Origin of the sequence: Phytopseudomonas flavescens, from assembly GCF_900100535.1 — a bacterium.
GTDB lineage: Bacteria > Pseudomonadota > Gammaproteobacteria > Pseudomonadales > Pseudomonadaceae > Aquipseudomonas > Aquipseudomonas flavescens.
The window spans coordinates 397,215-423,058 of record NZ_FNDG01000003.1 but is presented as its reverse complement, the minus strand read 5'-3'; the positions used below and the strand labels follow the sequence as shown (position 1 = coordinate 423,058).

24 protein-coding genes and 1 riboswitch are annotated in these 25,844 nt (G+C 66.9%); of the genes, 15 read left to right on the top strand and 9 right to left on the bottom strand.

Going from position 1 to position 25,844, the window contains the following annotated elements; translation table 11 throughout:
* Nucleotides 1-1,254 (top strand): aldehyde dehydrogenase (NADP(+)) (locus BLR94_RS06050; RefSeq protein WP_090423663.1); only part of this gene is annotated, 1,254 nt, incomplete at its 5' end.
* A gap of 155 nt (nucleotides 1,255-1,409) precedes the next feature.
* On the opposite strand, the gene BLR94_RS06045 is transcribed toward BLR94_RS06050, so the two are convergent.
* From BLR94_RS06045 to cbiE, 3 genes are read right to left on the bottom strand one after another with little or no spacing between them, the layout of a single operon-like run.
* Nucleotides 1,410-2,123 carry a (2Fe-2S) ferredoxin domain-containing protein gene (locus BLR94_RS06045; RefSeq protein ID WP_084303855.1) on the bottom strand — a complete coding sequence of 238 codons (714 nt, stop codon included), beginning with the start codon at nucleotides 2,121-2,123 and terminating at the stop codon, nucleotides 1,410-1,412.
* A gap of 39 nt (nucleotides 2,124-2,162) precedes the next feature.
* On the bottom strand, nucleotides 2,163-2,888 hold the full coding sequence (locus tag BLR94_RS06040; protein WP_084303854.1) for a cobalt-precorrin-6A reductase: 726 nt from the start codon (nucleotides 2,886-2,888) through the stop codon (nucleotides 2,163-2,165).
* Entirely contained in the window at nucleotides 2,885-4,099 is a 1,215-nt protein-coding gene (gene cbiE / locus BLR94_RS06035) for a precorrin-6y C5,15-methyltransferase (decarboxylating) subunit CbiE (protein ID WP_084303853.1), read from the bottom strand. The genes BLR94_RS06040 and cbiE overlap by 4 nt, the downstream gene beginning before the upstream one ends.
* 207 nt (nucleotides 4,100-4,306) lie before the next feature.
* Nucleotides 4,307-4,512: riboswitch (cobalamin riboswitch) on the top strand.
* Between the two features lie 96 nt (nucleotides 4,513-4,608).
* Between cbiE and cobG the strand changes: the two genes are divergently transcribed.
* From cobG to BLR94_RS06005, 6 genes are all read left to right on the top strand, one after another.
* Nucleotides 4,609-5,964 (top strand): precorrin-3B synthase, encoded by a 1,356-nt coding sequence (cobG, locus tag BLR94_RS06030; protein ID WP_084303852.1) that lies wholly within the window; start codon nucleotides 4,609-4,611, stop codon nucleotides 5,962-5,964.
* Nucleotides 5,961-6,593: a precorrin-8X methylmutase gene (locus BLR94_RS06025; RefSeq protein WP_084303851.1), complete on the top strand. Its 633-nt coding sequence runs from the start codon at nucleotides 5,961-5,963 to the stop codon at nucleotides 6,591-6,593. The genes cobG and BLR94_RS06025 overlap by 4 nt, the downstream gene beginning before the upstream one ends.
* Nucleotides 6,594-6,601: 8 nt before the next feature.
* Entirely contained in the window at nucleotides 6,602-7,354 is a 753-nt protein-coding gene (locus BLR94_RS06020; RefSeq protein ID WP_084303878.1) for a precorrin-2 C(20)-methyltransferase, read from the top strand.
* A gap of 37 nt (nucleotides 7,355-7,391) precedes the next feature.
* Entirely contained in the window at nucleotides 7,392-9,050 is a 1,659-nt protein-coding gene (gene cobJ, locus BLR94_RS06015) for a precorrin-3B C(17)-methyltransferase (protein ID WP_084303850.1), read from the top strand.
* 7 nt (nucleotides 9,051-9,057) lie between these two features.
* Nucleotides 9,058-9,387: a low molecular weight protein tyrosine phosphatase family protein gene (locus tag BLR94_RS06010; protein ID WP_084303849.1), complete on the top strand. Its 330-nt coding sequence runs from the start codon at nucleotides 9,058-9,060 to the stop codon at nucleotides 9,385-9,387.
* A 127-nt stretch (nucleotides 9,388-9,514) separates the two neighbouring features.
* A complete protein-coding gene (locus BLR94_RS06005; protein WP_084303848.1) occupies nucleotides 9,515-10,033 on the top strand; it encodes a hypothetical protein in 519 nt (172 codons plus the stop codon).
* Here BLR94_RS06005 and BLR94_RS06000 read toward each other — a convergent pair.
* Nucleotides 10,026-11,030, bottom strand: a complete 1,005-nt coding sequence (locus BLR94_RS06000) for an Ldh family oxidoreductase (RefSeq protein WP_084303847.1) — start codon at nucleotides 11,028-11,030, stop codon at nucleotides 10,026-10,028. The genes BLR94_RS06005 and BLR94_RS06000 overlap by 8 nt on opposite strands.
* A gap of 277 nt (nucleotides 11,031-11,307) precedes the next feature.
* Here BLR94_RS06000 and BLR94_RS05995 point away from each other — a divergent pair, with 277 nt between their 5' ends.
* The 3 genes from BLR94_RS05995 (at nucleotide 11,308) to BLR94_RS05985 (ending at nucleotide 15,318) form a co-directional block, all read left to right on the top strand.
* A complete protein-coding gene (locus tag BLR94_RS05995) occupies nucleotides 11,308-11,847 on the top strand; it encodes a sigma-70 family RNA polymerase sigma factor (RefSeq protein ID WP_084303846.1) in 540 nt (179 codons plus the stop codon).
* Nucleotides 11,840-12,808, top strand: a complete 969-nt coding sequence (locus BLR94_RS05990) for a FecR domain-containing protein (protein ID WP_084303845.1) — start codon at nucleotides 11,840-11,842, stop codon at nucleotides 12,806-12,808. The genes BLR94_RS05995 and BLR94_RS05990 overlap by 8 nt, the downstream gene beginning before the upstream one ends.
* 80 nt (nucleotides 12,809-12,888) lie before the next feature.
* Nucleotides 12,889-15,318, top strand: coding sequence for a TonB-dependent siderophore receptor (locus BLR94_RS05985; protein WP_244158094.1), 2,430 nt, complete (start codon nucleotides 12,889-12,891; stop codon nucleotides 15,316-15,318).
* A gap of 130 nt (nucleotides 15,319-15,448) precedes the next feature.
* Here BLR94_RS05985 and aroE read toward each other — a convergent pair whose 3' ends face one another.
* Both aroE and hemF read right to left on the bottom strand, forming a co-directional pair.
* Nucleotides 15,449-16,270 (bottom strand): shikimate dehydrogenase, encoded by an 822-nt coding sequence (gene aroE / locus BLR94_RS05980; protein WP_084303844.1) that lies wholly within the window; start codon nucleotides 16,268-16,270, stop codon nucleotides 15,449-15,451.
* A gap of 58 nt (nucleotides 16,271-16,328) precedes the next feature.
* A complete protein-coding gene (gene hemF / locus BLR94_RS05975) occupies nucleotides 16,329-17,252 on the bottom strand; it encodes an oxygen-dependent coproporphyrinogen oxidase (RefSeq protein WP_084303843.1) in 924 nt (307 codons plus the stop codon).
* Between the two features lie 185 nt (nucleotides 17,253-17,437).
* On the opposite strand from hemF, the gene BLR94_RS05970 reads away from it, so the two are divergent.
* Complete coding sequence (locus BLR94_RS05970; RefSeq protein WP_084303842.1) at nucleotides 17,438-18,415, top strand: NADPH:quinone reductase; 978 nt, start codon at nucleotides 17,438-17,440, stop codon at nucleotides 18,413-18,415.
* Between the two features lie 218 nt (nucleotides 18,416-18,633).
* Here the strand turns inward: BLR94_RS05970 and tsaC are convergent, their stop codons facing one another.
* The 3 genes from tsaC to BLR94_RS05955 form a co-directional block, all read right to left on the bottom strand.
* Complete coding sequence (gene tsaC / locus BLR94_RS05965) at nucleotides 18,634-19,191, bottom strand: L-threonylcarbamoyladenylate synthase type 1 TsaC (protein ID WP_084303841.1); 558 nt, start codon at nucleotides 19,189-19,191, stop codon at nucleotides 18,634-18,636.
* Between the two features lie 35 nt (nucleotides 19,192-19,226).
* Nucleotides 19,227-20,342 carry a DNA-processing protein DprA gene (gene dprA / locus BLR94_RS05960; RefSeq protein WP_084303840.1) on the bottom strand — a complete coding sequence of 372 codons (1,116 nt, stop codon included), beginning with the start codon at nucleotides 20,340-20,342 and terminating at the stop codon, nucleotides 19,227-19,229.
* An 80-nt stretch (nucleotides 20,343-20,422) separates the two neighbouring features.
* Nucleotides 20,423-21,448 carry a LysM peptidoglycan-binding domain-containing protein gene (locus BLR94_RS05955; RefSeq protein WP_084303839.1) on the bottom strand — a complete coding sequence of 342 codons (1,026 nt, stop codon included), beginning with the start codon at nucleotides 21,446-21,448 and terminating at the stop codon, nucleotides 20,423-20,425.
* 151 nt (nucleotides 21,449-21,599) lie between these two features.
* Between BLR94_RS05955 and def the strand changes: the two genes are divergently transcribed.
* The 4 genes from def (at nucleotide 21,600) to trkA (ending at nucleotide 25,816) form a co-directional block, all read left to right on the top strand.
* Nucleotides 21,600-22,106 (top strand): peptide deformylase, encoded by a 507-nt coding sequence (gene def, locus BLR94_RS05950; protein WP_084303838.1) that lies wholly within the window; start codon nucleotides 21,600-21,602, stop codon nucleotides 22,104-22,106.
* 85 nt (nucleotides 22,107-22,191) lie between these two features.
* A complete protein-coding gene (gene fmt / locus BLR94_RS05945) occupies nucleotides 22,192-23,133 on the top strand; it encodes a methionyl-tRNA formyltransferase (RefSeq protein WP_084303837.1) in 942 nt (313 codons plus the stop codon).
* Entirely contained in the window at nucleotides 23,130-24,446 is a 1,317-nt protein-coding gene (gene rsmB, locus BLR94_RS05940) for a 16S rRNA (cytosine(967)-C(5))-methyltransferase RsmB (RefSeq protein WP_084303836.1), read from the top strand. The genes fmt and rsmB overlap by 4 nt, the downstream gene beginning before the upstream one ends.
* Nucleotides 24,443-25,816, top strand: coding sequence for a Trk system potassium transporter TrkA (trkA, locus tag BLR94_RS05935; RefSeq protein ID WP_084303835.1), 1,374 nt, complete (start codon nucleotides 24,443-24,445; stop codon nucleotides 25,814-25,816). Before rsmB ends, trkA begins: the two co-directional genes overlap by 4 nt.
* Nucleotides 25,817-25,844: the final 28 nt, after the last annotated feature.

Sequence of the window (25,844 nt, the reverse complement as noted above, 5' to 3'; positions counted from 1 at the left end):
CAGATGCGCCTGTTCGCCAAAGTGCTGCGCCGGGGTGATTTCTACGGCGCGCGTATCGACCGCGCCCTGCCGGACCGCCAGCCGCTGCCGCGCCCGGATCTGCGCCAGTACCGCATCGGCCTCGGCCCGGTCGCGGTGTTCGGCGCCAGCAACTTCCCGCTGGCCTTCTCCACCGCTGGCGGTGACACCGCTTCCGCGCTGGCCGCTGGCTGCCCGGTGGTGTTCAAGGCGCACAGCGGCCACATGGCTACCGCTGCATTCGTAGGCGAAGCCATCCTGCGCGCTGCCGAGAAAACCGGCGCACCGAAGGGTGTGTTCAACATGATCTACGGCAGTGGCGTCGGCGAGGCGCTGGTCAAGCACCCGGCCATCCAGGCCGTTGGCTTCACCGGTTCGCTGAAAGGCGGTCGCGCCCTGTGCGACATGGCCGCGGCGCGCCCGCAACCGATCCCGGTGTTCGCCGAGATGAGCAGCATCAACCCGGTGATCCTGCTGCCCGAGGCCCTCAAGGCCCGTGGCGAGAAGATCGCCGGCGAGCTGGCGGGTTCGGTGGTCATGGGCTGCGGTCAGTTCTGCACCAACCCGGGTCTGGTGATCGGCGTTCGTTCGCCTGAGTTCAGCGCCTTCCTGCAAAGCTTCACCGCCAAGATGGCCGAGCAGCCGCCGCAGACCATGCTCAATGCCGGCACCCTGAAGAGCTATGTCAAAGGCCTGGAAGCGCTCAATGCACACGCCGGCATCACCCACCTGACCGGCGCCAGGCAGGAAGGCAATCAGGCCCGTCCGCAGCTGTTCAAGGCCGACGTCAGCCTGTTGCTGAACGGCGACGAACTGCTGCAGGAAGAAGTCTTCGGGCCGACCACCATCGTCGTCGAAGTGGCCGATCAGGCCGAGCTGCTCAAGGCCATCGATGGCCTGCACGGCCAGTTGACCGCCACCCTGCTCAGCGAGCCGGGCGACCTGCCCGGTAGCGAAGCGCTGTTCGCGCTGCTCGAGCAGAAGGTCGGTCGCGTGCTGTTCAACGGCTACCCGACCGGCGTGGAAGTCTGTGATTCCATGGTCCACGGTGGCCCGTACCCGGCGACCTCCGATGCCCGTGGCACCTCGGTCGGCACCCTGGCCATCGACCGCTTCCTGCGCCCGGTGTGCTACCAGAACTGCCCGGACGCGCTGCTGCCCGACGCCCTGAAGAGCGCCAACCCGCTGGGCATCGCCCGCCTGGTCGATGGCGCCAGCAGCCGCGACGCCTTGTAAACCGCAGCGCAACGCAAGAAGCCGGCAGAGGGTCGATGCCGGCAGTTGAACGCCTGGCCCGGCGCGGCTCCCCTGGGAGCCGCGCCTTACGGTGACGGCTGGCCCTGGCAGGCTTGATCCCCTGCCACCCCTGGCTTCGCGCCGGGGTGGCGCTCCTATGCGGGTCGCGCCATCATCAGTTCGGGCAGTGCACGCCCGCCGAGCAATTGCTCGTCGACCAGGCGCACCACGTCTTCCTCGCTACGCACCTGATACCAATGACCCGGCGGGTAGACCGTCAGCGTCGGGCCCTGATCGCAGGGAAACTGGCACTGGGTACGGGTGATATGCACACCACCCTCGCATTCCAGAAGGCCGGCATCCTTGACCTTCTCCCGCAGCATTTTCCACAGCGGCAGGGCACCGCGGCGGGTGCAGCGCGGGCCGTTGCACAGCAGCACGCGGTACTGGTGAGCGGGAATCTTCGACCAGGCGTGGCTGCCGGGCAGCGCCGGCACATCCACGCAGTCCAGATGCAGCTCCGGGCGCTCGATCAGTGCACAGGCGGCCCCGGCTGCATCGGCATCGAGCTGGCCGAACAGGCTGGTGACAGAGACCCGTGCAGGCTCGCTCAGGCTCGCCAGTTCGCTACGCAGCCAGTCGACATGCTGGCTGCTGCTCTGCGGCTCCAGGTCGATTACCAGCAGCCTGCCGCTGCACTCCTTCACGCGCTGCCAGAGGCCGCCATAACCGGCACCGGTATCGACGATTTCGGCCAGCGCGGGCGCGCCACGCAGCTCGACCAGGCGGGCCCGAAACAGCTCGGCAAAGGAGCCGTCGAGCAGATCCGGGCCGGTGAACAGCACCTGAGCGTAGGGCGGGGTGGTCATGGGTAGGCTCCGGGAAAAGGGCGGCAGTCTAGCAGTGAGCTAGACACCATTGGTCAGCAACGCCTGCCAGAGCACGTCGGGCTCGGCGAATTCCCGGTCTACAGCGGGCAATGGCGGCCGCTGCAACACCAGCACCGGCACGCCACGCTCACGGGCCACCTGCAACTTGTGCTCGGTGGCGGCGCTGCCGCTGTTCTTGCTCACCAGCACATCGCAACCGAGGCGCTCGAACAGCGCGCGCTCGCCTTGCAGGCTGAACGGCCCACGGGCACCGATCACGTCGGCACGGGGCGTGGCAGGCTGGCTGTGCAGGCAGCGCACCGTCCAGTGCTGGTGGCCGGGAATCTCGCGCAGATGCTCCAGCGGCTCGCGGCCGAGGGTGAACAGTGGGCGCCGGAAGTCGCCGAGTGCGGCGATCAGACTCGGCCAGTCGAACACCTCGCGCCAGTCATCCTCGGGCGAGGCGCTCCAGCCAGGCCGGCGCAGCGCCCAGCAGGCGATCCCTGACCGCTGTGCAGCGCGGGCGGCGTTGTGGCTGATCTGCGCAGCGTAGGGATGGGTCGCGTCGACCAGCAGGTCGATCGCCTCCTCGCGGATGAACGCAGCCAGACCATCGGCCCCGCCGAAACCACCGACGCGCACCTGGCAAGCGAGGTCATCCGGCACCTTGCCCAACCCGGCCAGGCTGTAGACATGCGCGGGGCCGAGGCGCCGGGCGAGGTTCAGCGCTTCGCCGATGCCGCCCAGCAAGAGCACGCGGCTCATGGCGACTCGACCGGTTTACTGACCTGCAGCAGGGTGATCGGCAACGCGGCGCGCCAGGTGTCGAAACCGCCGAGCGGGCGCGCCTGAGCGACCTCGATACGGGTCAGCTCACCGCCCTGTTCGCCACGAAAGGCGATCAGCGCCGCCTCGCTCTGCAGGGTCACGGCGTTGGCCACCAGTCGGCCACCGGGCTTGAGCGCGCGCCAGCAGCTTTGCAGCACGCCAGGCGCGGTCACCCCGCCACCGATGAAGATGGCGTCCGGCGCCGCCAACCCCTCCAGCGCCTCGGGCGCCCGCCCAGCCACCAGTTGCAGGCCCGGCACGCCAAGGGCATCGCGGTTATGGGCGATATGCCCCTGGCGCCCTTCGTCGGCCTCGATGGCGATCGCCCGACAAGCGGGGTGGGCACGCAGCCACTCGATGCCAATGGAGCCGCAGCCGGCGCCCACATCCCAGAGCAGCTCGCCGGGCAACGGCGCCAAGCGCGCCAGGGTGATGGCGCGCACGTCGCGTTTGGTGAGTTGCCCGTCGTGGCGATAGGCATCGTCCGCCAGGCCGGGGGTGAGGGGCAGGCGCCTGGCGTCATCACCGGCCACGCAGTCGATCGCCACCAGGTTGAGATCGGCAGATCGAGCCAGCGACCAGCCATCGGCCAGGCCATCGATACGCCGCTCGCGCTCACCGCCCAGGTGTTCGAAGACGCTCAGGCGGCTGGGGCCGAAACCACGCTCACGCAGCAACGCGGCGATGGCCGCCGGACTCTCGCCATCGTTGCTCAGCGCCAGCAGGCGCACGCCGGGATGAATCTGCGCATTGAGCGCTGCCAGGGGGCGGCCAACCAGCGAGACCAGGGCAGTGCTCTGCAACGGCCAGCCCAGGCGAGCCGCCGCCAGCGAACAGGAGGAAGGCGCCGGCAGAATGTGCAGCTCCTCGCTCGGCAATGCGCGGGCCAGGCTGGCGCCGACCCCGAAGAGCATCGGGTCACCGCTGGCCAGCACGCAGACCGGCGTGCCGCGGCGCTCCAGCACCGGCGCCAGGGAAAAGGGCCTGGGCCACTGCAGACGCGTGGCAGCGATGCAGCGCGGCAGCAGGGCCAGCTGGCGTTCGCTGCCGAACACCTGGCCAGCCTTGAGCAAGGCATGCCGCGCCGCCTTGCCGAGGCCGGCGTAGCCGTCTTCTCCGATGCCCACGACGGTCAGCCAGGGATTCAACTGTTTTTCCTCATTATCAGAACTGCCCGTACTCAATTGGCTATAAAGGCACCAGCGTGCTTTCCGTAGGGTGGATCGGGACGCGCAGTCAACGCTCTTCTTGTCCACCATCGCAAGGGTGGAGCGGTGGCGTCGTCCGCCCTACGTCTTGAAACGTGTCGCTTGCCGCTGATCCACGCGGCTTTTCATCCGGGTGGGCAAAGCGGGCATAATAACGTCTTCGTCGGTGTCCGTCGGCTGCGTGATGCGTAGCCACGGGCCTATGAGGGAACACGAGCAGAATGCTCTGCCGCGTGGCTGCCCCCGCAACTGTTGCAGCGAGCGCCTGTGCCAATCGCCACTGGGAAACCGGGAAGGCCGGCCACGCGCCATGACCTGCGAGCCAGGAGACCTGCCGACGGATTCAGTCGCATGTGCCCACACCGGGCGGGGTGTCCCGGTGATAGAAGCTCGTCCTTCTCTGGCTTATCCTCGAACGGATGCCCATGTGACCCGACCCCGGTGATCCGTTGAAACAGGCTTTTTGCATTCCATCCCCTGCTGTTCGCCCCTCGGCCTGTCCGGGGTTGCTGCGTATCGTGCAGGCCAAGGACGGCGGCATCTGCCGGATCAAGCTGGCCTGCGGGCGCCTCGATGCCAGCCAGGCCGAGCGTATCGCCCGCGCTGCACAACGCCATGCGGGCGGGGTGATCGAAGCCACCAACCGCGCCAACCTGCAGATCCGCGGTATCCATGCCGGCCGTGAAGACGCGCTGATCGGCGAGTTGCTGGCCGCCGGCCTCGGCCCGCGCTCACCCGCTGCCGACGATGTGCGCAACCTGATGGTCAGCCCCTCTGCCGGCCTCGACCCGGCGGCGCTGGTCGATGTATCGCCACTCGCCACGCGCCTGCTGACGACCCTGGAGAACACCCCGCGCCTGCACGCGCTGTCGCCCAAGTTCGCCCTGCTGCTCGACGGCGGCGAACGCCTGGCGATGCTCGAACACCCCCACGACATCTGGCTCAGCGCCCTGCCGCTGGATGGCGGGATCGGCTATGCCTTCGGCCTGGCCGGTTGCCCGCCACAGGCGCCTGGCGATGCGCCCGCGCTGGCCCTGGTGCCCGGGGCCCATGCCCACGGGCTGCTGCTGGCACTGCTCGAGCTGTTTCTCGAACTGGCCACGCCCGAGCAGACGCGCATGCGCCACCTGCTCGTCAGTCACCCGGCCACCGAGCTGCGGCAACGCCTGGGCGAGCGCCTGGGTGACGTACTGCTGAACGCGAACGACTGGCGGCGCCGCCCGGCCGAACCCCAGGCCCATATCGGTATTGGCTGCCAACTTCAGCCCGGCCTGGTGCAGGTCGGCGGCGTGCCTGCACTGGGCCGGCTCGACGCCGAACAGTTGCTCGGTCTCGCCGCCCTGGCTCGCCGCCTGGGCGATGGCAGCCTGCGCCTGACCCCCTGGCAGAGCGTGTTGCTGCCCAATGTCGCCGCAGCCGATGCACAGGCAACTCTCCAGGCGCTGGAGGGGCTCGGCCTGCTGGTCGATACCGATGCGCCGCTGGCACGCATCATCGCCTGCACCGGTTCCAGCGGCTGTGCCAGGGGCCTGGCCGACACCAAGGCCGATGCCCGCCGCCTGGCCGAGGGCTTGCAGGCCGGCAGCCGGCAGCCGGGCGTCCACCTCAGCGGCTGCCGTCGTTCCTGCGCCGCCGCCCACCGCGCGCCGGTGACCCTGCTGGCGGTCGCCGAGGGCCGCTACGACCTGTTCGCCCGCCAGGCGGACAACAAGACTTTCGGCGAGCCACTGGCCCGCCACCTGACACTCGACGAAGCCAGTGCGCTGCTGGCCTCGCTTCCCGATACCTGGAGTTTCACCCGATGACCGATTACATCCGCGATGGTCAGGAGATCTATCGCCATTCCTTCTCCATCATCCGCGCCGAGGCCGACCTGAGCGGCATTCCGGCGGATCTCGAGAAGCTCGCGGTGCGGGTCATCCACGCCTGCGGCATGGTCGACGTGGTGCGGGATCTGCGTTTCTCGGCAGGTGCCGGTGCGGCGGGTCGCCAGGCCTTGGCCAATGGCGCGGCGATTCTCTGCGACGCCCGCATGGTCGCCGAAGGGGTGACCAGGGCGCGCCTGCAAGCCGGTAATCCGGTGCTCTGCACCCTCAACGATGCCGGCGTGCCGGAGCTGGCCAGGCAGCTCGGCAACACCCGTTCGGCGGTGGCCCTGGAGCACTGGCGCGAGCACCTCGACGGCGCGGTGGTGGTGATCGGCAACGCTCCCACCGCGCTGTTCTATCTGCTCGACATGCTGGCTGCCGGCGCGCCCAAACCGGCGCTGATTCTCGGCTTCCCGGTGGGCTTCGTGGGCGCGGCGGAATCCAAGGATCTGCTCGCCAGCACCTTCGCCGAACATGGCGTACCCTACGTGATCGTCCAGGGCCGTCGGGGTGGCAGCGCCATGGCCGCCGCCGCGGTCAACGCCCTGGCCACGGAGGTCGAGTGATGATCGGTATGGACAGCCCCGGCAAAGGCCGCCTGCTGGGCCTGGGCGTCGGCCCGGGCGACCCCGAGCTGATCACCCTCAAGGCCCTGCGCCTGCTCAAGTCGTCACCCGTGGTCGGTTACTTCGTGGCCAAGGCCAAGGCCAGTATTGGCCAGGGCGGCAACGCCTTTGGCATTATCGAAGGGCACCTGGACGACAGCCAGCAGCGCCTGCCGCTGGTCTATCCGGTGACCACCGAAAAGCTCGAGCCGCCGCAGTGCTACGAGGACGTGATCAGCGACTTCTACGACACCTGCGCCGCCCAGGTGGCCGAGCACCTCGACGCCGGCCGCGACGTGGCGGTGATCTGCGAAGGCGACCCGTTCTTCTACGGCTCCTACATGTACCTGCACGATCGCCTGGCCGAACGCTACGTGGCCCAGGTGATCCCCGGCGTATGCTCGATGCTCGGCAGCGCGGCAGTGCTCGGCGTACCCCTGGTGTACCGCAACCAGAGCCTGTCGGTGCTCTCCGGCGTGCTCCCCGAAGACGAACTGCGCGAGCGCCTGCGAGAAGCCGAAGCCGCCGTGGTGATGAAGCTCGGCCGCAACTTCGAGAAAGTGCGCCGGGTGCTGCAGGATCTCGGCCTGCACGAACGTGCCCACTACGTGGAACGGGCGACCATGGCCAACCAGCGCATCGTGCCGCTGCACGACGTCGAGCCCATGGCCTCGCCGTATTTTTCGATGATCGTGGTCCCGGGTGAGAAGTGGCGTGGTTGAGCCACACCCTTGCCTGCACCTTGAACCTGGAATCCCAATGACTGCTTCCCCCGCCATCGTCATTCTCGGCCCCTCTGCCCTGGCCACCGCACGGCGCATCCAGGCGCTTTATCCACAGGCCGTGATCCATGGCCTGCGCGGGCGGGTCGAGGCCGACCAGGCCTACGAGGACTTCGGCGACACCCTGCGCAGCCTGTATCGCGACGGCACGCCGATCATCGCCCTGTGCGCCGCCGGCATCGTCATCCGCAGCCTGGCGCCGCTGCTCGCCAGCAAGGGTGCCGAGCCGCCGGTGCTGGCCGTGGCCGAAGACGCCAGCGCCGTGGTGCCGCTGCTCGGCGGCCTGGGTGGCGTCAACCGCATGGCCCGGGAGATCGCCACCGCACTGGATACCCGCGCGGCGATCACCACCAGCGGCGAACTGCGTTTCGGCACCTGCCTGCTCGACCCGCCGAGCGGTTATGCACTGGCCGACCTCGAGCACGGCAAGCGCTTCGTCTGCGACCTGCTCGGCGGCGAAAGCCTGCGCATCGACGGCAACGCGCCGTGGCTGGACGGAGCCCGGCTGCCGCTGGACGAGGATGCCGGCCATAGCGTACGGATAACCACCGAGCAGCGCCCTGCACAGCCTGACGAACTGCTGATCCATCCGCGCACGCTACTCGCCCTGGTCGACAAGGCGGATGACCTGGCAGCCAGCCTCGGCCAGGCATTCGAACAATCGCGCCTGGCGCCGAAATCCCTGGCCGCCCTGCTCGCCCCCCAGGCGCTGATGGGCGACAAGCGCCTGGCCCAGGCCGCCAGCGACCTCGCCGTGCCGCTGCGTTTTGTCCGCGCAGGCGAGGCACTGCCACCACCGCGGCACCGCAGCGCAAACCTGCAGTTGCTGCTCGCAGACTCGCCCGAAGCGGCGCAAGCCATTGGCCGTCCCCGCGGCCGCCTGAGCGTGATCGGCCTGGGCCCCGGTGCCGCCGAACACATGACCCCTGCGGTACGTCGCGTGCTGGACGAGGCCGAGGATCTGCTCGGCTACGCCACCTACGTGAACATGGCCGAGCCGCTGCGCCCGGAACAGGTGCGCCACTGCAGCGACAACCGTGAAGAACTGCAACGCGCCCGCCATGCCTTCGAGCTGGCCGCCAGCGGCCGCCGCGTGGTGGTGATTTCCTCCGGCGACCCCGGTGTATTCGCCATGGCAGCGGCCGTGTTGGAAGCCCTGGAAACCAATGGCACGGCGACCGACTGGCACGCCGTCGAGCTGGAGGTTCTGCCCGGCGTGTCCGCTGCCCTGGCCACCGCCGCAAAGGCCGGTGCGCCGCTGGGTCATGACTTCTGCCTGATTTCCCTGTCGGACAATCTCAAGCCCTGGGCGGTGATCGAAAATCGCCTCGAGCATGCCGGCGCGGCGGATCTGGCGATGGCCTTCTACAACCCGATTTCCAAAGCCCGCCCCTGGCAACTCGGCCGCGCCCTGGACATCGTCCGCCAGCACCGCACGCCAGACACCGTGGTGGTGCTCGGCCGCGACATCGGCCGCCCCGCCGAAGCCCTGCGCGTGCTCGACCTCGGCGAGCTGACCCCGCAGATGGTCGACATGCGCACCCTGGTGATCATCGGCTCCAGCCAGACCCGGCGCCTGCCCAGGCGCGATGGGGGTGAGTGGGTGTATACGCCGCGCAGTTATCCACAGCCCTAGACTGCCTATGAGCAACATTCTGTTCGTCTGCAGCCGCAATCAGTGGCGCAGCCCCACCGCCGAAACAGTATGGCGCAAGCATCCGGAGCTCTGCGTGCGCTCCGCGGGTACCAGCCCGAGGGCACGGAGGACGGTGAGCGCAAGCGATATCCAATGGGCCGACGTGGTGTTCGTCATGGAGCACAAGCACAAGAGCCGATTGATGGCGAACTTCGCTCGGTTACTGAGTCATAAACCACTGCACGTTCTGGATATAGCGGACGAGTATCAGTACATGGATCCCGAGCTGGTGGACATTCTCGAGAGAAGCGTCGCCGCCTGCCTTGGCCTCGACTGACGATAGCGCCGGCTCGAGCCTCCTTTACACCACCTTTACATCGGCCTGACGTCCCTTTGCACAGGCCCCTGGATAATCGATTCTGCCCAACCATCTGGTCGGGCTGTCGCATTCTCTGGAGCCCATGATGAAAGCAAGTCTCCCCCGCACTGCCGTTGCCATACTGCTCGCAACGCTTTCCCTGAATGCTCTGGCTGGCCCCGGCGGGCCGGGTGGTGGCCCCGGGGGCCAGGGCGGATATCGCGGTCATGGCGGCCCAGGGCCAGGCTGGGGTGGCCCGGGCCCGCGGCATGGCCATGGCCTGCCGGACTACGCCCGTGAGCTGTGGATTGGCAGCGCGCTGTACTTCGTCGCTGCCGGCACCTACTACATGTGGAACGCCGACCGCAGGCAGTACATCGTGGTCGAGGCGCCGCCGGTGTCAGTGGCTGCACCTGCGGCCAATTACGATGTGATCGCCTATCCAGCCCGCGGTCAGAACGCTGACTTGCAGGCCCGCGACCGCTACGAGTGCCACAGCTGGGCGGTCGGCCAGAGCGGTTTCGACCCGGCTACCGCCACGAGTGCGCCAGCCGCCAGCGCCACCGACTACTACCGGCGCGCCCTGGGTGCTTGCCTGAGCGGGCGCGGTTACAGCATCAATTGAGCAGCGCCTTGAGGTCGTCGTAGAGCGCCTGGGGGATCTGCACGCCATCGACGAGGCTGCGAACGCGGGCGTCGTAGCGCCGCTGTGACGGCAGGCGCGCACCCTGCTCCTGAATGCCCGCGAACAGCGCCTCGGCCCTGGCCAGGTGCTGATCGGCAGCGGCGCCGAGAAAGCGCTGCGGGTCGAGGGCGATGATCAGTTCGCCATGATAGGGCGACGATTTGCTGCCCGCGTCATAGGCCAGGGACTCGGCGCTGGTCAGATCACCGATCAGCGGCCCGGCGATCAGCTCCACCATGGCTGCCAACGCCGACCCCTTGTGCCCGCCAAAGGTCAGCATGGCGCCGTTCATGACCGCCTCGGCATCGGTGCTTGGCTGGCCGTCGGCGTCGATGCCCCAGCCTTCCGGGATCGCTTTACCAGCCCGGCGGTGCAGCTCGATGTCGCCTCGGGCGATGGCGCTGGTGGCGAAGTCGAAGATGAACGGCTGCTGGCCGGCGCGCGGCCAGCCAAAGGCGATGGGGTTGGTACCGAAGATCGGCTTGCTGCCACCGGCCGGTGCTACCCAGGCATGGCTGGGATTGCACGCCAGGGCTACCAGCCCGGCTTCGGTAAGCGCCTCGATCTCCACCCACAATGCGGAAAAATGCACACAGCGGTTGATCGCCAGGGCGGCGATGCCGTTGGCCCTGGTTTTCTCTTCGAGCACCGGCAACCCTGCCTGGAAGGCCAGTTGCGAGAAGCCGCCGCGGGCATCCACGCGGACGATCGACGGCGCCTGATCGATTACCTGCGGCTCGGCATCGGCCACCACCTTGCCCGCCCTCAGCGAGCTTACGCAGCCCAGCACCCGGTACAGACCATGCGAGGCGCAGCCGTCGCGTTCGCCCGCCAGCACCGTGGCAGTCACCGCACGTGCCTGGGCTTCGCTGAAGCCGTTGTGGCGCAGGATCGAGAGCGCCAGCTCTTCGGCTTCGTCCAGGGTCAGTCGAATCATCTTCAGCTCCTTGTTCGAGGCGGCCGCAGGGCCGGATTGACGTTATACAGTGAAACCTGAAGCAGCCGCTGGCTTGATGCCTTTGCTGCTGGCAGATGACGAATTCAGCACAGTCCGGCCATGTGACAAGCCCCTCTGGCCTGGCGTCGAGCGTAGCGATACCCAGGAAAGACTCCAGGCGCACAGTGCATCTCAGGTATCCATATCCTGTGCTCGTGCGGGCCGGTAGCCAGGGTGCTAGAATGCGACGAATTCTCATTCCCACCGACCCTATCCCGTGCATTCCACTCCATCGGCACCTCACCACCCGCATCAGGCCATCGATCAGCTCTACAGCCACCACCACGGCTGGCTGCAAGGCTGGCTGCGCAAGCGCCTGGGCAATGCCGCCGATGCGGCGGACCTGGCCCAGGACACCTTCGTGCGCCTGCTCAGCAGTGCGCCGGGCGAGCCGCTTAACCTCACGACGCCTCGCGCCTATCTGGCCACCATCGCCAACCGCCTGACCATCAACCTCTACCGCCGCCGCTCGCTGGAGCACGCCTACCTGGCCGCGCTGGCGGAAATACCGGAAGAGCTGGCGCCATCGCTGGAACATCAGGCTCTGGTGCTCGAAGCCCTCGACGAGGTCGACCAGGTGCTTGGCGTACTGCCCGCCAAGGCCCGGCAGGCGTTCCTGATGGCGCAGCTGGAGGGTTATACACAGGAGGAGATCGCCAGCCGGCTCGGCCTTAGCGTGCGCTCGGTGCAACGCCACCTCGCACGGGCCTTCGAGGAATGCATCGTGCTCGCCAGCCAGGGCGCGAAGCATGAGTGAGTCGCCCATCGACCGGCGGATCGCCCGTGAGGCGGCCGGCTGGTTCGTGCGTCTGCAGAACAGTGGGGTCAGCGCCGCCGAGCATGCTGCCTGTGCCGAATGGCGGGCCCGGCATGCCGATCACGAGCGGGCCTGGCAACTGGCCGAGCGTTTCAGCGCTCACGCCCAACAGCTTGCCGGAGGCGCCGGACGGGCAGTCCTGGAGCGCCCACGCAATCTGCAGCGGCGACAAGTGCTCAAAACCCTCGCCCTGCTTATCGCCGCCGCCCCGCTCGGCCTCGCCGCACACCGCGGCTTGCCCTGGCGTGAATGGCAGGCGGACGAGCGCACCGCCACCGGTGAGCAGCGCACCCTGCACCTGCCGGATGGCGGACAGCTTCGCCTGAACACCGGCAGCGCGGTCGATATCGCCTACGACGACAGCGTTCGCCGCGTGCGCCTGATCGCCGGCGAGCTGCTCGTCGAGGTGCCCCGCGAGCATGCCAGGCGGCCCTTCATCGTCGATACTGCCGACGCGAAAATCGCCCTGCTGGGCAGCCGTGTTCTGGTGCGTCAGTACCCCAGCAGTACCTACCTGGCAGCGCTGGGGGGCGCTGTAGAAGTGCGCCCGCGCCTGTCACGGGGTGACGACGGTCTGATGCGCCTGGCGGCCGGCCAGCAGACCTACGTCGACGCCCGCACTGCAGAGCCTGCAGTGGCGCTGGCACAGCATCGTCTCGACTGGCTCAGCGGCGTGCTGCGCGCAGAAAGGATGCGCCTGGATGACTTCATCGCCGAGCTGGATCGCTATCGCCCGGGCCTGCTGCGTTGCGATCCGGCAGTCGCCGGGCTGCTGATCTCTGGCGCCTTCCAGCTGCGCGATACCGACCAGATTCTCAGTGCCCTGAGCCGGACCCTGCCGGTGAGCGTCCACTACCGCACGGCCTATTGGGTCACCGTCACGGCGCGTGCCACCGCGTAACAAAGACTCATTGTCGTGTTTTCTCCAGGCTGCGTGTCCCTCCCGTAACCACATCATTCTCACAGGGCGGGAACGCAAACATGGCGACGACGCAGGGCATGCAACCATTGGCACGGGCGGTACAGGCTGCCGCACTGGGGCTGATCATCGCGGGCGGCAGCTTCACTGCGGCCCCGCTGCAGGCCGCCGAGCAGGCGACCGAGCGGAGTCGTGCCTATCAGGTACCGGCCGGTAACCTGAGCAGCGCCCTGTCCGATTTCGCCAGTCAGGCAGGCATCACCCTGCCCATCGAGCCAGCCCTGGTGGAAGGTTTACGCAGCCCCGGCCTGAACGCCGCCACAAGCGTGGAAGGCGGCCTGCGGCAACTGCTGCAGGGCACCGGTCTGCACGCTGCACCGCAAGGCAATGGCCTGTATCTGCTGACGCCGCAGGAAGCGGGCGCGGGCCTGGAACTGGGCGCGACCAGCATCACCGGGCAGGGCCTGACGGCGACTACCGAGAACAGTGATTCCTACACCACCGGCGCCATGCAGACCGCCACCAAGCTGCCCCTGAGCCTGCGCGAAACGCCGCAGTCGGTCAGTGTGGTCACGCGCAAGCGCATGGACGACAAGGCCATGACCAGTATCAGTGACGTGGTGCAGAGCACACCCGGCGTGTTCCTGAACAACTCGGGAGGTGTCGGCAGGCCGTCTTTCAGCGCCCGTGGCTTCGATGTCGACAACCTCATGTACGACGGCTTCCCCACCAGCCTGCTGACCTACCTGCCCAGCGGTGAAGCCAACCTGGCCATGTACGACCGTGTGGAAATCGTTCGCGGCGCCACGGGCCTGGCCCAGGGCGCCGGCAGCCCATCCGGCGCCATCAACCTGGTGCGCAAGCGCCCGACCCATGAGTTCCAGGGCACGCTCACCGGCAGCGCCGGCAGTTGGGACGATTACACCGGCACCCTGGATGTCGGCGGCCCCCTCAATGAAAACGGCACCCTGCGCGCCCGTACCGTGGTCTCCCGGCAGGACGCCAGGAGCTTCCGTGATTCGGTCGAGCACGATCACGACCTGTTCTACGGCGTGGTCGACGCCGACCTCAGCGAAAGCACCACCCTGAGCCTCGGCGCCTACCGACAGAAGAACTACAGCAACTACATCTGGGGCGGATTGCCCATGGCCCGTGGCGGCGGCCATCTGGGACTGCCGCGCGACACCTTCCTGGGGCATGACTGGGAATATTCGGACAACCGCACCACCGGCTACTTCGCCACCCTGGAGCATGGCTTTGCCAACGACTGGACGCTGCGCCTGGCGGCGATGCAGGCGAAAACCGATACCGAGGTGCTGGCTTCTTCGATCTGGGCATACGACCGCCACTACCTGTGGACACAGGCCATGGAGCAGAAGGAAGTCGGCTACGACCTGGCGCTCAGCGGGCCCTTCCAGCTGTTCGGTCTGGAGCACGACCTGACCGTGGGCGCCAGCAAGCGTGAACTGACTTATCGCACGGGTGACAGCTGGAGCGACTTCATCGATGACGACGTCGACCTCTTCGCCTGGAATCCCCGTGGTCACGCGAAACCGAACATCGTGGTCGACCCCACCTGGACGGGTGAGCTGACCACCCAGGACAGCGTCTACGCCACGACCCGGCTGCGCCTGAGCGAACCGTTGTCGCTGATCCTCGGCGGTCGCGTCGACTGGTACGAATACGATGATCGCGAAAGCAGCGAAAGCGATTACAAGGTCACTCGCAACCTGACCCGCTATGCCGGTGTGATCTATGACCTGGATACGAACCACTCGGTCTACGTCAGCTACACCGATATCTTCAAACCCCAGAACGATCGCGGGCTGGACAGAAAACCGCTGGAGCCGATGGTTGGTGAGAACTACGAAGTCGGTATCAAGGGCGAATACTACGACGGTGCCTTGAATGCCAGCCTGGCACTGTTCCAGATCGACCAGAAAAATCGTGCCCAGACCCTGACGGGCCAACTCGGCTGTGGTTCCACGCCTGACAGCTCCTGCTACGAGGCCGCCGGGCTGGTGCGCAGCCGCGGCATCGACCTGGAAATCCAGGGCGCCTTGAGCGACGACTGGCAGGTCGCTGCGGGTTACACCTACACCCAGACCCAGTATGTCAGCGACGCCAACGCAGCCCGCGAAGGCGAGGACTTCGACCGCAAGAAACCGCGCCAGCTGTTCAAACTGTCCACGCTCTACACCCTGCCCGGGGAGCTGCAGCGCTGGCGCATAGGGGGTGATGTCTACCAGCAGAGCCGCATCCGCACTTCAGGTGGCACCGGTGCCAGCGCCTGGAAGAACCAGCAGGGTTCCTACACCGTGGTGGGCCTGGTGGCCGGGTACAAGGCCAGCGAGCAGCTGGATCTGCAGCTCAACGTCAACAACCTGTTCGACCGCACCTACTACACCAGTGTGGCCAACGGCGAGTGGTACCCCTACGACATCTACGGCGACCCACGCAATTTCAAGGTGACGGCCCGCTACAGCTTCTGAGAAAGCGGCTCGCCAGCGAAGGGCAAGGATGAGGCAGACCGGCTGCACTGTGGGAGCGCGCCATGTGCGCGAATCGCGGGCGTGGCCCGCTCCCACAGCCTACAGGGGTTTCCGGTGGCGGGGCGTGGTGCTAGGCGGCCAGTTGGCGGCGCAGCTCGGCCAGCACCGGCGCGCTGTCCGGGCGCACGCCACGCCACAGGTGGAAGGCTTCCACGGCCTGCTCGACCAGCATGCCGAGGCCGTCGAGGGTGCGCGCCGCACCCTGCTCCGCGGCCCAGCGGTTGAAGGCGGTGGGGCCGGCACCGTACATCATGTCGTAGCAGCAGGTGTGGCCCGGCTGGATCAGGCTGGCGGCGATCGGCGGCAGCTCGCCGGCCAGGCTGGCGGAGGTGCCATTGATGATCAGGTCCACCGGCGCATCGATCCAGTCGAAACCACTGGCCACCACGGGGCCGAGATCGGCGAACTGGCGGGCCAGGTACTCGGCCTTTTCCACGGTGCGGTTGGCGATTACCAGGGTCTGCGGCTGCTGCGCCAGGAAGGGTTCGAGAATGCCGCGTACCGCGCCACCGGCGCCGAGCAGCAGGATGCGCTTGCCGCGCAGCTCGATCCCGGCATTCACGGTCAGGTCGCGAACCAGGCCGGCACCGTCGGTGTTGTCACCGAGCAGGCTGCCGTCATCGAGCTTCTTCAGGGTATTCACCGCACCGGCACGGCGGGCGCGCTCGGTCAGGCTGTCGGCCAGCGCAAAGGCCTGCTCCTTGAACGGCACGGTCACGTTGCCGCCATGGCCCTCGGCGAAGAAGGCCCGGGCATAGCCATCGAAATCCTCCAGCGGCGCCAGCAGTACCTCGTAGCTCAGCGCCTGGCCTGTCTGCTGGGCGAACAGGCGATGGATCAGGGGCGACTTGCTGTGGCCGATGGGGTTGCCGAATACACCGTAGCGGTCCATGAAGGTTTCCGTGCGCAAAAGCCAAAGGCGGCAAGCCTGAAGCTTTTTGCGCAGACCTTCAAGCCTGGTTCTGGACGTTCAGCCAATCGCGGTCGGTCAGGAAATACTCGGTCAGGCGTGCTTCCTCGCTGCCTGGTTGCGCTTTCCAGTCGTAGCCCCAGCGCACCTGGGGCGGCAGCGACATGAGAATCGACTCGGTACGCCCGCCCGACTGCAGGCCGAACAGGGTGCCACGGTCGTAGACCAGGTTGAATTCCACGTAGCGGCCACGGCGGAACTCCTGGAATTCGCGCTGCGCCGGGGTGAAGGACATGGACTTGCGGCGCTGCACGATGGGCAGGTAGGCCTCGATGTAGGCATCGCCGATGGCGCGGATGAAGGCGAAGCAGGTGTCGAAATCCCACTCGTTGAGGTCGTCGAAGAACAGCCCGCCGATGCCACGCGGTTCACCGCGGTGCTTGAGGTGGAAGTAGCGGTCGCACCAGGCCTTGTAGCGCGCATAGACATCGGTGCCGAAAGGCGCACAGGCCTGCTCGGCGACACGGTGCCAGTGCACGCAATCCTCTTCGTTGCCGTAGTACGGTGTCAGGTCGAAGCCGCCACCGAACCACCAGACCGGCGCTTCGCCTGCCTTCTCGGCGCTGAAGAAACGCACGTTGGCGTGGGACGTTGGCACGTGCGGATTGTGCGGATGGATCACCAGAGACACGCCAAGGGCCTGGAAACCGCGCCCGGCCAGCTCCGGGCGATGGGCACTGGCCGACGGCGGCAGGCTGTCGCCGAACACGTGGGAGAAATTCACCCCGCCCTTCTCGATCACCGTGCCGTCACCGATCACCCGCGTGCGACCGCCACCACCACCGGGTCGCTGCCAGGCGTCCTCGATGAAGCTGGCCTTGCCGTCCTCGGCTTGCAGGGCGGCACAGATACGGTCTTGCAGGTCGAGCAGGTAGGCTTTTACGGCCTCGGTCTGGTTACTCACGGGGGGCACCTTGTGTCACGAACGTCGGTAAAATCGGCGGCCAGCATATCACCGCGTTTCGGCGCTCTGCAGTTGACGCCGGTCAACGGCAGATGCGACGTTCGACCACTCACGCCAAAAACCCGCTCAATACCCCACTGGATTAGGGGTTCCTTGCATTCACCTTTCACGCAGGAGCAAAAACGATGGCCAAACGCATCCAGTTCAGCCACCACGGTGGCCCCGAGGTACTCGAATACGTCGACTACCAGCCGGCCGCGCCAGGCCCCAACGAGGTGCGCGTGCATAACCAGGCCATCGGCCTGAACTTCATCGACACCTACTTCCGCAGCGGTCTGTATGCGCCACCCGCGCTGCCATCCGGCCTGGGCACCGAGGGTGCCGGTTTCGTCGATGCGATCGGCGCCGAGGTCACGGACTTCCAGGTCGGCGATCGCGTGGCCTACGCCACCGGGCCACTGGGCGGCTACAGCGAGCTGCACGTGCTACCCGCGGAAAAGCTGGTCAAGCTGCCCGATGCCATCAGCTTCGAACAGGCCGCGGCGGTGATGCTCAAGGGCCTCACGGTGCAGTACCTGCTGCGCCAGACCGCCGAGCTGAAGAGCGGCGACATCATCCTGTTCCACGCGGCGGCGGGCGGCGTCGGCTCCTTCGCCTGCCAGTGGGCCAAGGCCCTCGGCGTCAAGCTGATCGGCACCGTGAGTTCGGCCAAGAAGGCCGAGCGCGCCCTGCAACAGGGTGCCTGGGCGACCATCGACTATAGCCATGAAAACGTTGCCCAGCGCGTGCTGGAGCTGACCGACGGCAAGAAATGCCCGGTGGTTTACGACGGCGTCGGCAAGGACACCTGGGACACCTCGCTCGACTGCGTGGCGCCACGCGGCCTGCTGGTCAGTTTCGGCAATGCTTCTGGCGCAGTCACCGGCGTCAACCTGGGCATCCTGTCGCAGAAGGGCTCGCTGTACGTCACCCGGCCGACCCTGGCCAGCTACGCCGACACACCGCAGCGCCTGCAGAAGATGGCCGACGAACTGTTCGGCATGATCGCCAGGGGCAAGCTCGACGTGGAGATCGGCCAACGCTACCCGCTGAGCGACGCCGCTACGGCGCAGACACTGCTGAGCGAGCGCAAGACCACCGGGTCGACGATTCTGCTGCCCTAGGCTGAAACGCTATCCGCTGCCTGCCAGCTTTCCCTAGGCGAAAGCTGGCAAACGTTTTATGGGAGCGGATACGGTGCAGTGGTGGATCGGTGGAGCGTGATCCACCCTACCGTTCTCTCGTGGGAGCGGGCCACGCCCGCGATTTCGCGCGCATGGACTAGGCGTCCCCGCGCGCTCCCACATCTTCTGTCTCCCACCCTTGTATCTCGACTACTGCCTCAGGCGGGCCGGCGCACGTCGCCGGTCACCAGGTCACGAATCACGCTGGGATTGCGGCGCCCGCCCAGGGCACCGCCGAGTACCGCGTCCAGCTGCCTCGGGAAGTACTGCTCGACCCGCAACCGTGAGCGCGCGGCCGGGCGGCCGGCAGGGTTGGCGGAGGTCGAGACCAGTGGCCCGGTCAGGGCGCAGAGTGCGCCTACCAGCGGGTGATCGCTGACCCGCAGGGCGACGCTGTCGTGCTCACCGGTGATCCACTCGGGCAGGCGGTCCTGGTGCGGCACCAGCCAGGTGTTCGGGCCTGGCCAGGTGCTGGCCAGGCGATCCTGCCAGAGCTCGGGCAGGTCGTCGAGCAGGAAGTCGAACTGGCGGATGGTGTCGGCCACCAGGATCAAACCCTTGCGCACCGGTCGCTCCTTCAGTGCCAGGAGGCGGTCCACGGCCATTTCATCCCACGGATCGCACCCCAGCCCCCACACCGCTTCGGTCGGATAGGCGATGACGCCGCCAGCGCGAACCACGCGCGCGGCCTGCTTGACCTGCCAACTGGTGATCATGGATATCTCCCCCGGAAAACACTGGCCGCAGTGTATTACGCCTTGCAGCCCACCCAAAGCCCCGCCTCGCAGGCGACCCGTCCGTCCAGCTCGAGCTCGGTCAAGGCGGCGAGAACCTCGGGTAGCGGCCAACCGCTGCAGTGGGCAAGCGCCTCGCTGCTGTGGGGCGCGGCGTGCAGCAACGCCAGCAGGGGATGGGCTGACGGCTGCGGGACGGTCTCGGTGGCCGCTGAGCGTTCGGCATGGGGTACCTGCCAGCCGCGCAGGGCTTCGAGGATGTGCTCGATGCTTTCCACCAGCGTGGCGCCATCGCGAATCAGCTGATGGCAACCCCGGGCCCCCGGATGATGGATGGAGCCGGGAATCGCATAGACCTCGCGCCCCTGCTCGGCCGCCAGGCGTGCGGTGATCAGCGAGCCGCTCGAGGGGCTGGCCTCGACCACCAGCACCCCCAGTGACAAGCCGCTGATGAGGCGATTGCGACGTGGAAAGTTACCGGCCTGGGGCGGGCAATCCAGCGGCAGCTCGGAGACCAGCGCCCCGCCACCGTCGATGATGTCCCGGGCCAGGCGTTTGTGGCGCGCCGGGTACAGGCACTGCAACCCCGTGCCGAGCACCGCGACGGTGTGCCCGCCAACATCCAGCGCGCCTTGGTGCGCCGCCCCATCGATCCCCAGCGCCAGCCCGCTGGTGATCACGAAACCACCACGGGCCAGGCTGCGGGCGAAACCCCGTGCGGTCTCCAGGCCCGGCCTCGACGCCCGGCGGCTGCCGACCATGGCCAGTTGCGGCCGCTCGAGCAATGCCGGATCGCCGGCGACGAACAGCAGCGGCGGCGCATCGGGAATTTCCGCCAGCAAGGCGGGGTAGCGCGGGTCGTCCCACATCAGCAGGTGCTGGGCCGGCGCCTGCAACCAGTCCAGGCTCAGTCGAGCCCGCTCGCGCACCTGCGCGCTTCGCCGTGCCTCGGCACAGGCCTGCGGCAAGCCGAGCGAGCGCCAGGCACTGGCCGGCGCGCTCAGGGCGGCAGAGGCGCTGCCGAAGGCACTGAGCAGCGTGCGGAAACGCCTGGGCCCCAGCTCAGGCAGGCAATGCAGGCGCAGACGGGCCTCGAGCTCGGCGGGAGACAACGCATCGGAGAATGGCGACATGGCTGATCATCCTTGATCGGTCGCGCCGCCGTAGCGGCGGTAGAGAGCACGCGCCCCGCGATCGCGGGGCTGGTCGGGTGTTACGGGTTGCGCACCTTGTCCATCACCGCCAACTGCCGGGAGGCGTTGAGGATCAGGCCGTAGCTGAGCTTGTCGTAGGTGCGGAACACCATGAGCAGGCCGGCACGTTCGTCAGGAATCTTCACCGACTCGCCGGTGACCCGGTCACGCACGGTCTCGCCGGTCTTGTAGACGGCCAGCACGTTGCCGATCTTCAGGCCGTCACGGGCGCCCTTGTTCAGGGTGACCACGTCGAACTGGCCGATCTGGCTGACCCCGCGCGGCACATCGAGGATCAGGCCCTTGACCTGTACGCTCGGCTCGCTGGGCATGAAGGTCGAGTTGATCGCCCGTTCCTCGGTGGGGAACAGACGGTCGCCGTTGCGAACTTCCTGGGTGGTACGGGTCAGGTTGAGGGTGCCGACGCCCTCTTCCTCGGCAACGATTTCGCCGCCGCCGATATCATCGGCGTTGATGCCGAGGAATTCCTTGGTGTCTGGATCGGTATAGGTCTTGCCCTGGCGGAAGATGCCGTACACCGGCTCGGCCGGATCGAAGCTGCCACGGGCGTAGACACGGTCACCGGCACCGCTGACCACGCGCTCGGCATTGCCGGCGACGATATAGGGTGCGCCCTGGAACTGTTCCGGACTATCGACGATGCGGTTCTTGAGCAGGAAGCTGTTGATCGCTTCCAGCGGGATGGTCGCAATGGCCTCGGCCATCGGCGTGCTGCGAACCTTCGGCGACAGCTTGATGGTGCCGCGCGACTCGCCCCGGCCCAGCATCAGGCGCGGTTGACCGTCGATATAGACCAGGCTCAGCACATCGCCCGGGTAGATCAGATGCGGATTCTCCACCTGCGGGTTGGCGTGCCAGATTTCCGGCCATTTCCAGGGTTGGCGCAGGAACTTGCCGGAAATATCCCAGAGGGTATCGCCCCTCACCACCGTGTAGCGCTCGGGGTGACCTTCCCTGAGTTGCACCTCGGCGGCTGCCAGGCCGCTCGCGGCGACCAGCAGCAGGGCGAGTAGTGATTTCCTCATGCGGTGAATCCCTTTATTATGTGGCTTCGCGTGAAGCGCCCTAGCGCCGCGACAGAACCCAGTAAAACCGCGGCGTGAAGCCGTTTTTCGATGCTGCGGTCATCTTAGCAGCGGATTTTGAATTTATTCCACAAGTGCATCACAAACGCATATGGCGATTTTAAACATCCTCGAATTCCCCGATCCACGCCTGCGAACCATCGCCAAAGCGGTGGACGTGGTCGATGACGCCTTGCGTCAGTTGATCGACGACATGTTCGAAACCATGTACGACGCCCCCGGTATCGGCCTCGCCGCGACCCAGGTGAATGTGCACAAGCGCGTGGTGGTCATGGACCTGTCCGAGGACAAGAGCGAGCCTTTGGTGTTCATCAACCCGACGTTCGAATCGCTCACCGAGCAGATGGACCAGTACCAGGAAGGCTGTCTGTCGGTGCCCGGCTTCTACGAGAACGTCGACCGCCCGCAGAAGGTCAGGATCAACGCACTGGATCGCGACGGCCAGCCGTTCGAGATGATCGCCGAAGGCCTGCTCGCGGTGTGCATCCAGCACGAGTGCGACCACCTCAACGGCAAGCTGTTCGTCGACTACCTGTCCACGCTCAAGCGCGACCGCATCAAGAAGAAGCTGGAAAAACAGCACCGCCAGCAGGTGTGATGCCACCCTCTGCAAAGGCTTGCCACGGCAAGCCTTTTCTTTTTCAGCTGCAGCGCCCAGCGCTCCCGAGCAACAGCGAGACACCATGACCGAAGCTCTGCGTATCGTATTCGCCGGCACCCCTGAATTCGCCGCCGCCCACCTCAAGGCGCTGCTCGACACGCCACATCGGATCGTCGCGGTGTACACCCAGCCGGATCGCCCGGCGGGCCGCGGCCAGAAGCTGATGCCCAGCCCGGTCAAACAGCTCGCCCTGCAACACAACATTCCCGTATTGCAACCGCCGAGCCTCAAGGATGCCGCTGCCCAGGCCGAGCTGGCCGGTCTCGAGCCGGATCTGCTGGTAGTGGTCGCCTACGGGCTGATCCTGCCTCAGGCGGTGCTCGACATCCCGCGTTTCGGCTGCATCAACAGCCATGCTTCCCTGCTGCCCCGCTGGCGCGGTGCCGCGCCGATCCAGCGCGCGGTACAGGCTGGCGACGCAGAAAGTGGCGTCACCGTGATGCAGATGGAAGCGGGTCTGGATACCGGGCCGATGCTGCTCAAGGTACGTACGCCGATCACTGCCGACGACACTGGCGGCAGCCTGCATGACCGTCTCGCCGAACTCGGCCCGCCGGCGGTGATCGACGCCATCGCCGGTCTGGCCAGTGGCACGCTGATGGGCGAAGTACAGGACGACACCCAGGCCAACTACGCCCACAAGCTCAACAAGGACGAAGCGCGTATCGACTGGAGCCGCCCGGCCATTGATCTGGAGCGACTGATCCGCGCCTTCAACCCCTGGCCGATCTGCCACAGCACCCTGAACGACGCGCCGCTCAAGGTGCTGGCCGCCCGCCTCGCCGAAGGTCAGGGCCAGCCCGGCGAGATCCTCGCCGCCAGCAAGGACGGCCTGACCGTCGCCTGTGGCGCAAACGCCCTGCTGCTCACCCGCCTGCAGTTGCCTGGCGGCAAGGCGCTGAACTTCGCCGACCTGTACAACAGCCGCCGTGAGCAGTTCGTCGTCGGCACGGTGCTGGCATGAACCCCAGGCTGGCAGCCGCCCGCGCCCTGGCGGCGGTACTCGAAGGCAAGGCGTCGCTGGGCAGCAGCCTGCCGCCGCTGCTCGACAAGGTCGAGGCACGCGACCGTGGCCTCGCCCAGGACCTGGCCTTCGGCGCCGCGCGCTGGCAGCCACGTCTGGCGCTGATCGCCGACAAGCTGCTGCGCAAGCCCTTCAAGGATGGCGACCGCGACCTCGAAGCCCTGCTGCTGATCGGCCTCTACCAGTTGTTCTACACACGCATTCCCGCCCATGCGGCCATTGGCGAGACGGTCGGCTGCGTCGACAAATTGAAGAAGACCTCGGCCAAGGGCCTGCTCAACGCCGTACTGCGCAACGCCCAGCGCGACAGCGAGAGCCTGATCAAAGAACTGGATCGCGACCCGGTACTGCACACCGCTCATCCGCGTTGGCTGCAAAAACAGCTCAAGGCATTCTGGCCCGAGCACTGGCAGGCGATCTGCGCGGCCAACAACGCCCACCCGCCGCTGATCCTGCGGGTCAACCGTCGCCACGGCAGCCGCGATGACTATCTGACGCGGCTGCGCCAGGTCGGTTTCGACGCCGAACCCTGCACCTTCAGCCGCGACGGTATTCGCCTCTTGCAAGCCTGCGACGTCGCCCTGCTGCCCGGCTTCTCCGAGGGCCATGTCAGCGTACAGGACGAGGCCGCACAACTGGCTGCCGACCTGCTGCAGCTGGCGCCTGGGCAGCGCGTGCTGGACGCCTGCGCGGCCCCAGGTGGCAAGACCTGCCACCTGCTCGAAGCCGAGCCCGGACTGCAGCAGGTGGTCGCCGTGGATCTGGAAGCCAAGCGCCTGCTGCGCGTGCGCGAGAACCTCGACCGCCTGCGGCTCGAGGCCACCCTGATCGCCGCCGATGGCCGCGATACCGCTGCCTGGTGGGACGGCGAAGCGTTCCAGCGCATCCTGCTCGATGCACCCTGCTCGGCCACCGGGGTGATCCGTCGCCACCCGGACATCAAGCTGACCCGTCAGCCCGACGATATTCCGGCGCTGGCCAAACTGCAGGGCGAATTGCTCGACGCACTGTGGCCCACCCTGGCAGTCGGCGGCATCCTGCTCTACGCCACCTGCTCGACCCTGCCAACGGAAAATACCGAGGTGATCGACGCCTTCCTCGAGCGCACGCCGGGGGCCCGCGATCTGGCTATTGCCGGCCCGTTCGGCGTGCCGCAGCCCCACGGCCGGCAACTGCTCGCCCAGCAGGACGGCCACGACGGTTTCTACTATGCCAAGCTGATCAAGATAGCCGCGGCAGGAGCTCCCCGATGAAGATCATCATCCTCGGCGCCGGCCAGGTGGGCGGCACCCTGGCCGAACACCTGGCCAGCGAAGCCAACGACATCACCGTGGTGGACACCGACGGTGACCGTCTGCGCGACCTCGGCGACCGCCTGGATATTCGCACGGTGCAGGGCAAGGGCTCGTTCCCGACCGTGTTGCGCCAGGCCGGCGCCGACGATGCCGACATGCTGGTGGCAGTAACCAACAGCGATGAAGTCAACATGGTCGCCTGCCAGGTCGCCTATACCCTGTTCCACACGCCGACGCGCATCGCCCGCGTCCGCGAAGCGGCCTACCTGACCCGCGAGGCGCTGTTCGACAACGAGGCGATCCCGGTCGACGTGCTGATCAGCCCGGAACAGGTGGTGACCAACTACATCAAGCGCCTGATCGAATACCCCGGCGCCCTGCAGGTCATCGACTTCGCCGACGGCAAGGCGCAACTGGTGGCGGTCAAGGCCTACTACGGTGGGCCGCTGGTCGGCCAGCAATTGCGCCAACTGCGCGAGCACATGCCCAAGGTCGATACCCGGGTCGCTGCGATCTTCCGCCGCGACCGGGCGATCATGCCCCAGGGCGATACGGTGATCGAGGCCGACGACGAAGTGTTCTTCATCGCCGCCAAGGCCGACATCCGTGCGGTGATGAGCGAGATGCGCCGTGCCGAGAATAGCTACAAGCGGGTCGTGATCGCCGGCGGCGGGCATATCGGCGAACGCCTGGCCGAAGCCATCGAAAGCCGCTACCAGGTGAAGATCATCGAGATGAACCCGGCACGGTGCCGCTATCTCTCGGAGAACCTGGAAAGCACCATCGTGCTGCAGGGCAGTTCCTCCGACCGCGACCTGCTGGTGGAAGAGAACATCAAGGACGCCGACATTTTCCTGGCCCTGACCAACGACGACGAGGCCAACATCATGTCCTCGCTGCTGGCCAAGCGCCTGGGCGCGCGCAAGGTGATGACGCTGATCAACAACCCCGCCTACGTCGATCTGATCCAGGGTGGCGAGATCGACATCGCCATCAGCCCGCAGCTGGCGACCATCGGCAGCCTGCTGACCCACGTGCGTCGCGGCGATATCGAAAGCGTGCATTCGCTGCGCCGCGGTGCCGCCGAAGCCATCGAAGTCATCGCCCACGGTGACGCGCGCTCGAGCAAGGTGGTCGGCAAGGCCATCAAGGAAATCTCGCTACCGCCAGGCACCACCATCGGCGCGATCATCCGCGACGAAGAGGTGCTGATCGCCCACGACGTGACGGTGATCGAATCCGGCGACCACGTGATCCTGTTCCTGATGGACAAGAAGCACATTCGCGACGTCGAGCGGCTGTTCCAGGTTGGCCTGACGTTTTTTTGAGCAGCAAGCGTCAAGCACTTTACTTGCC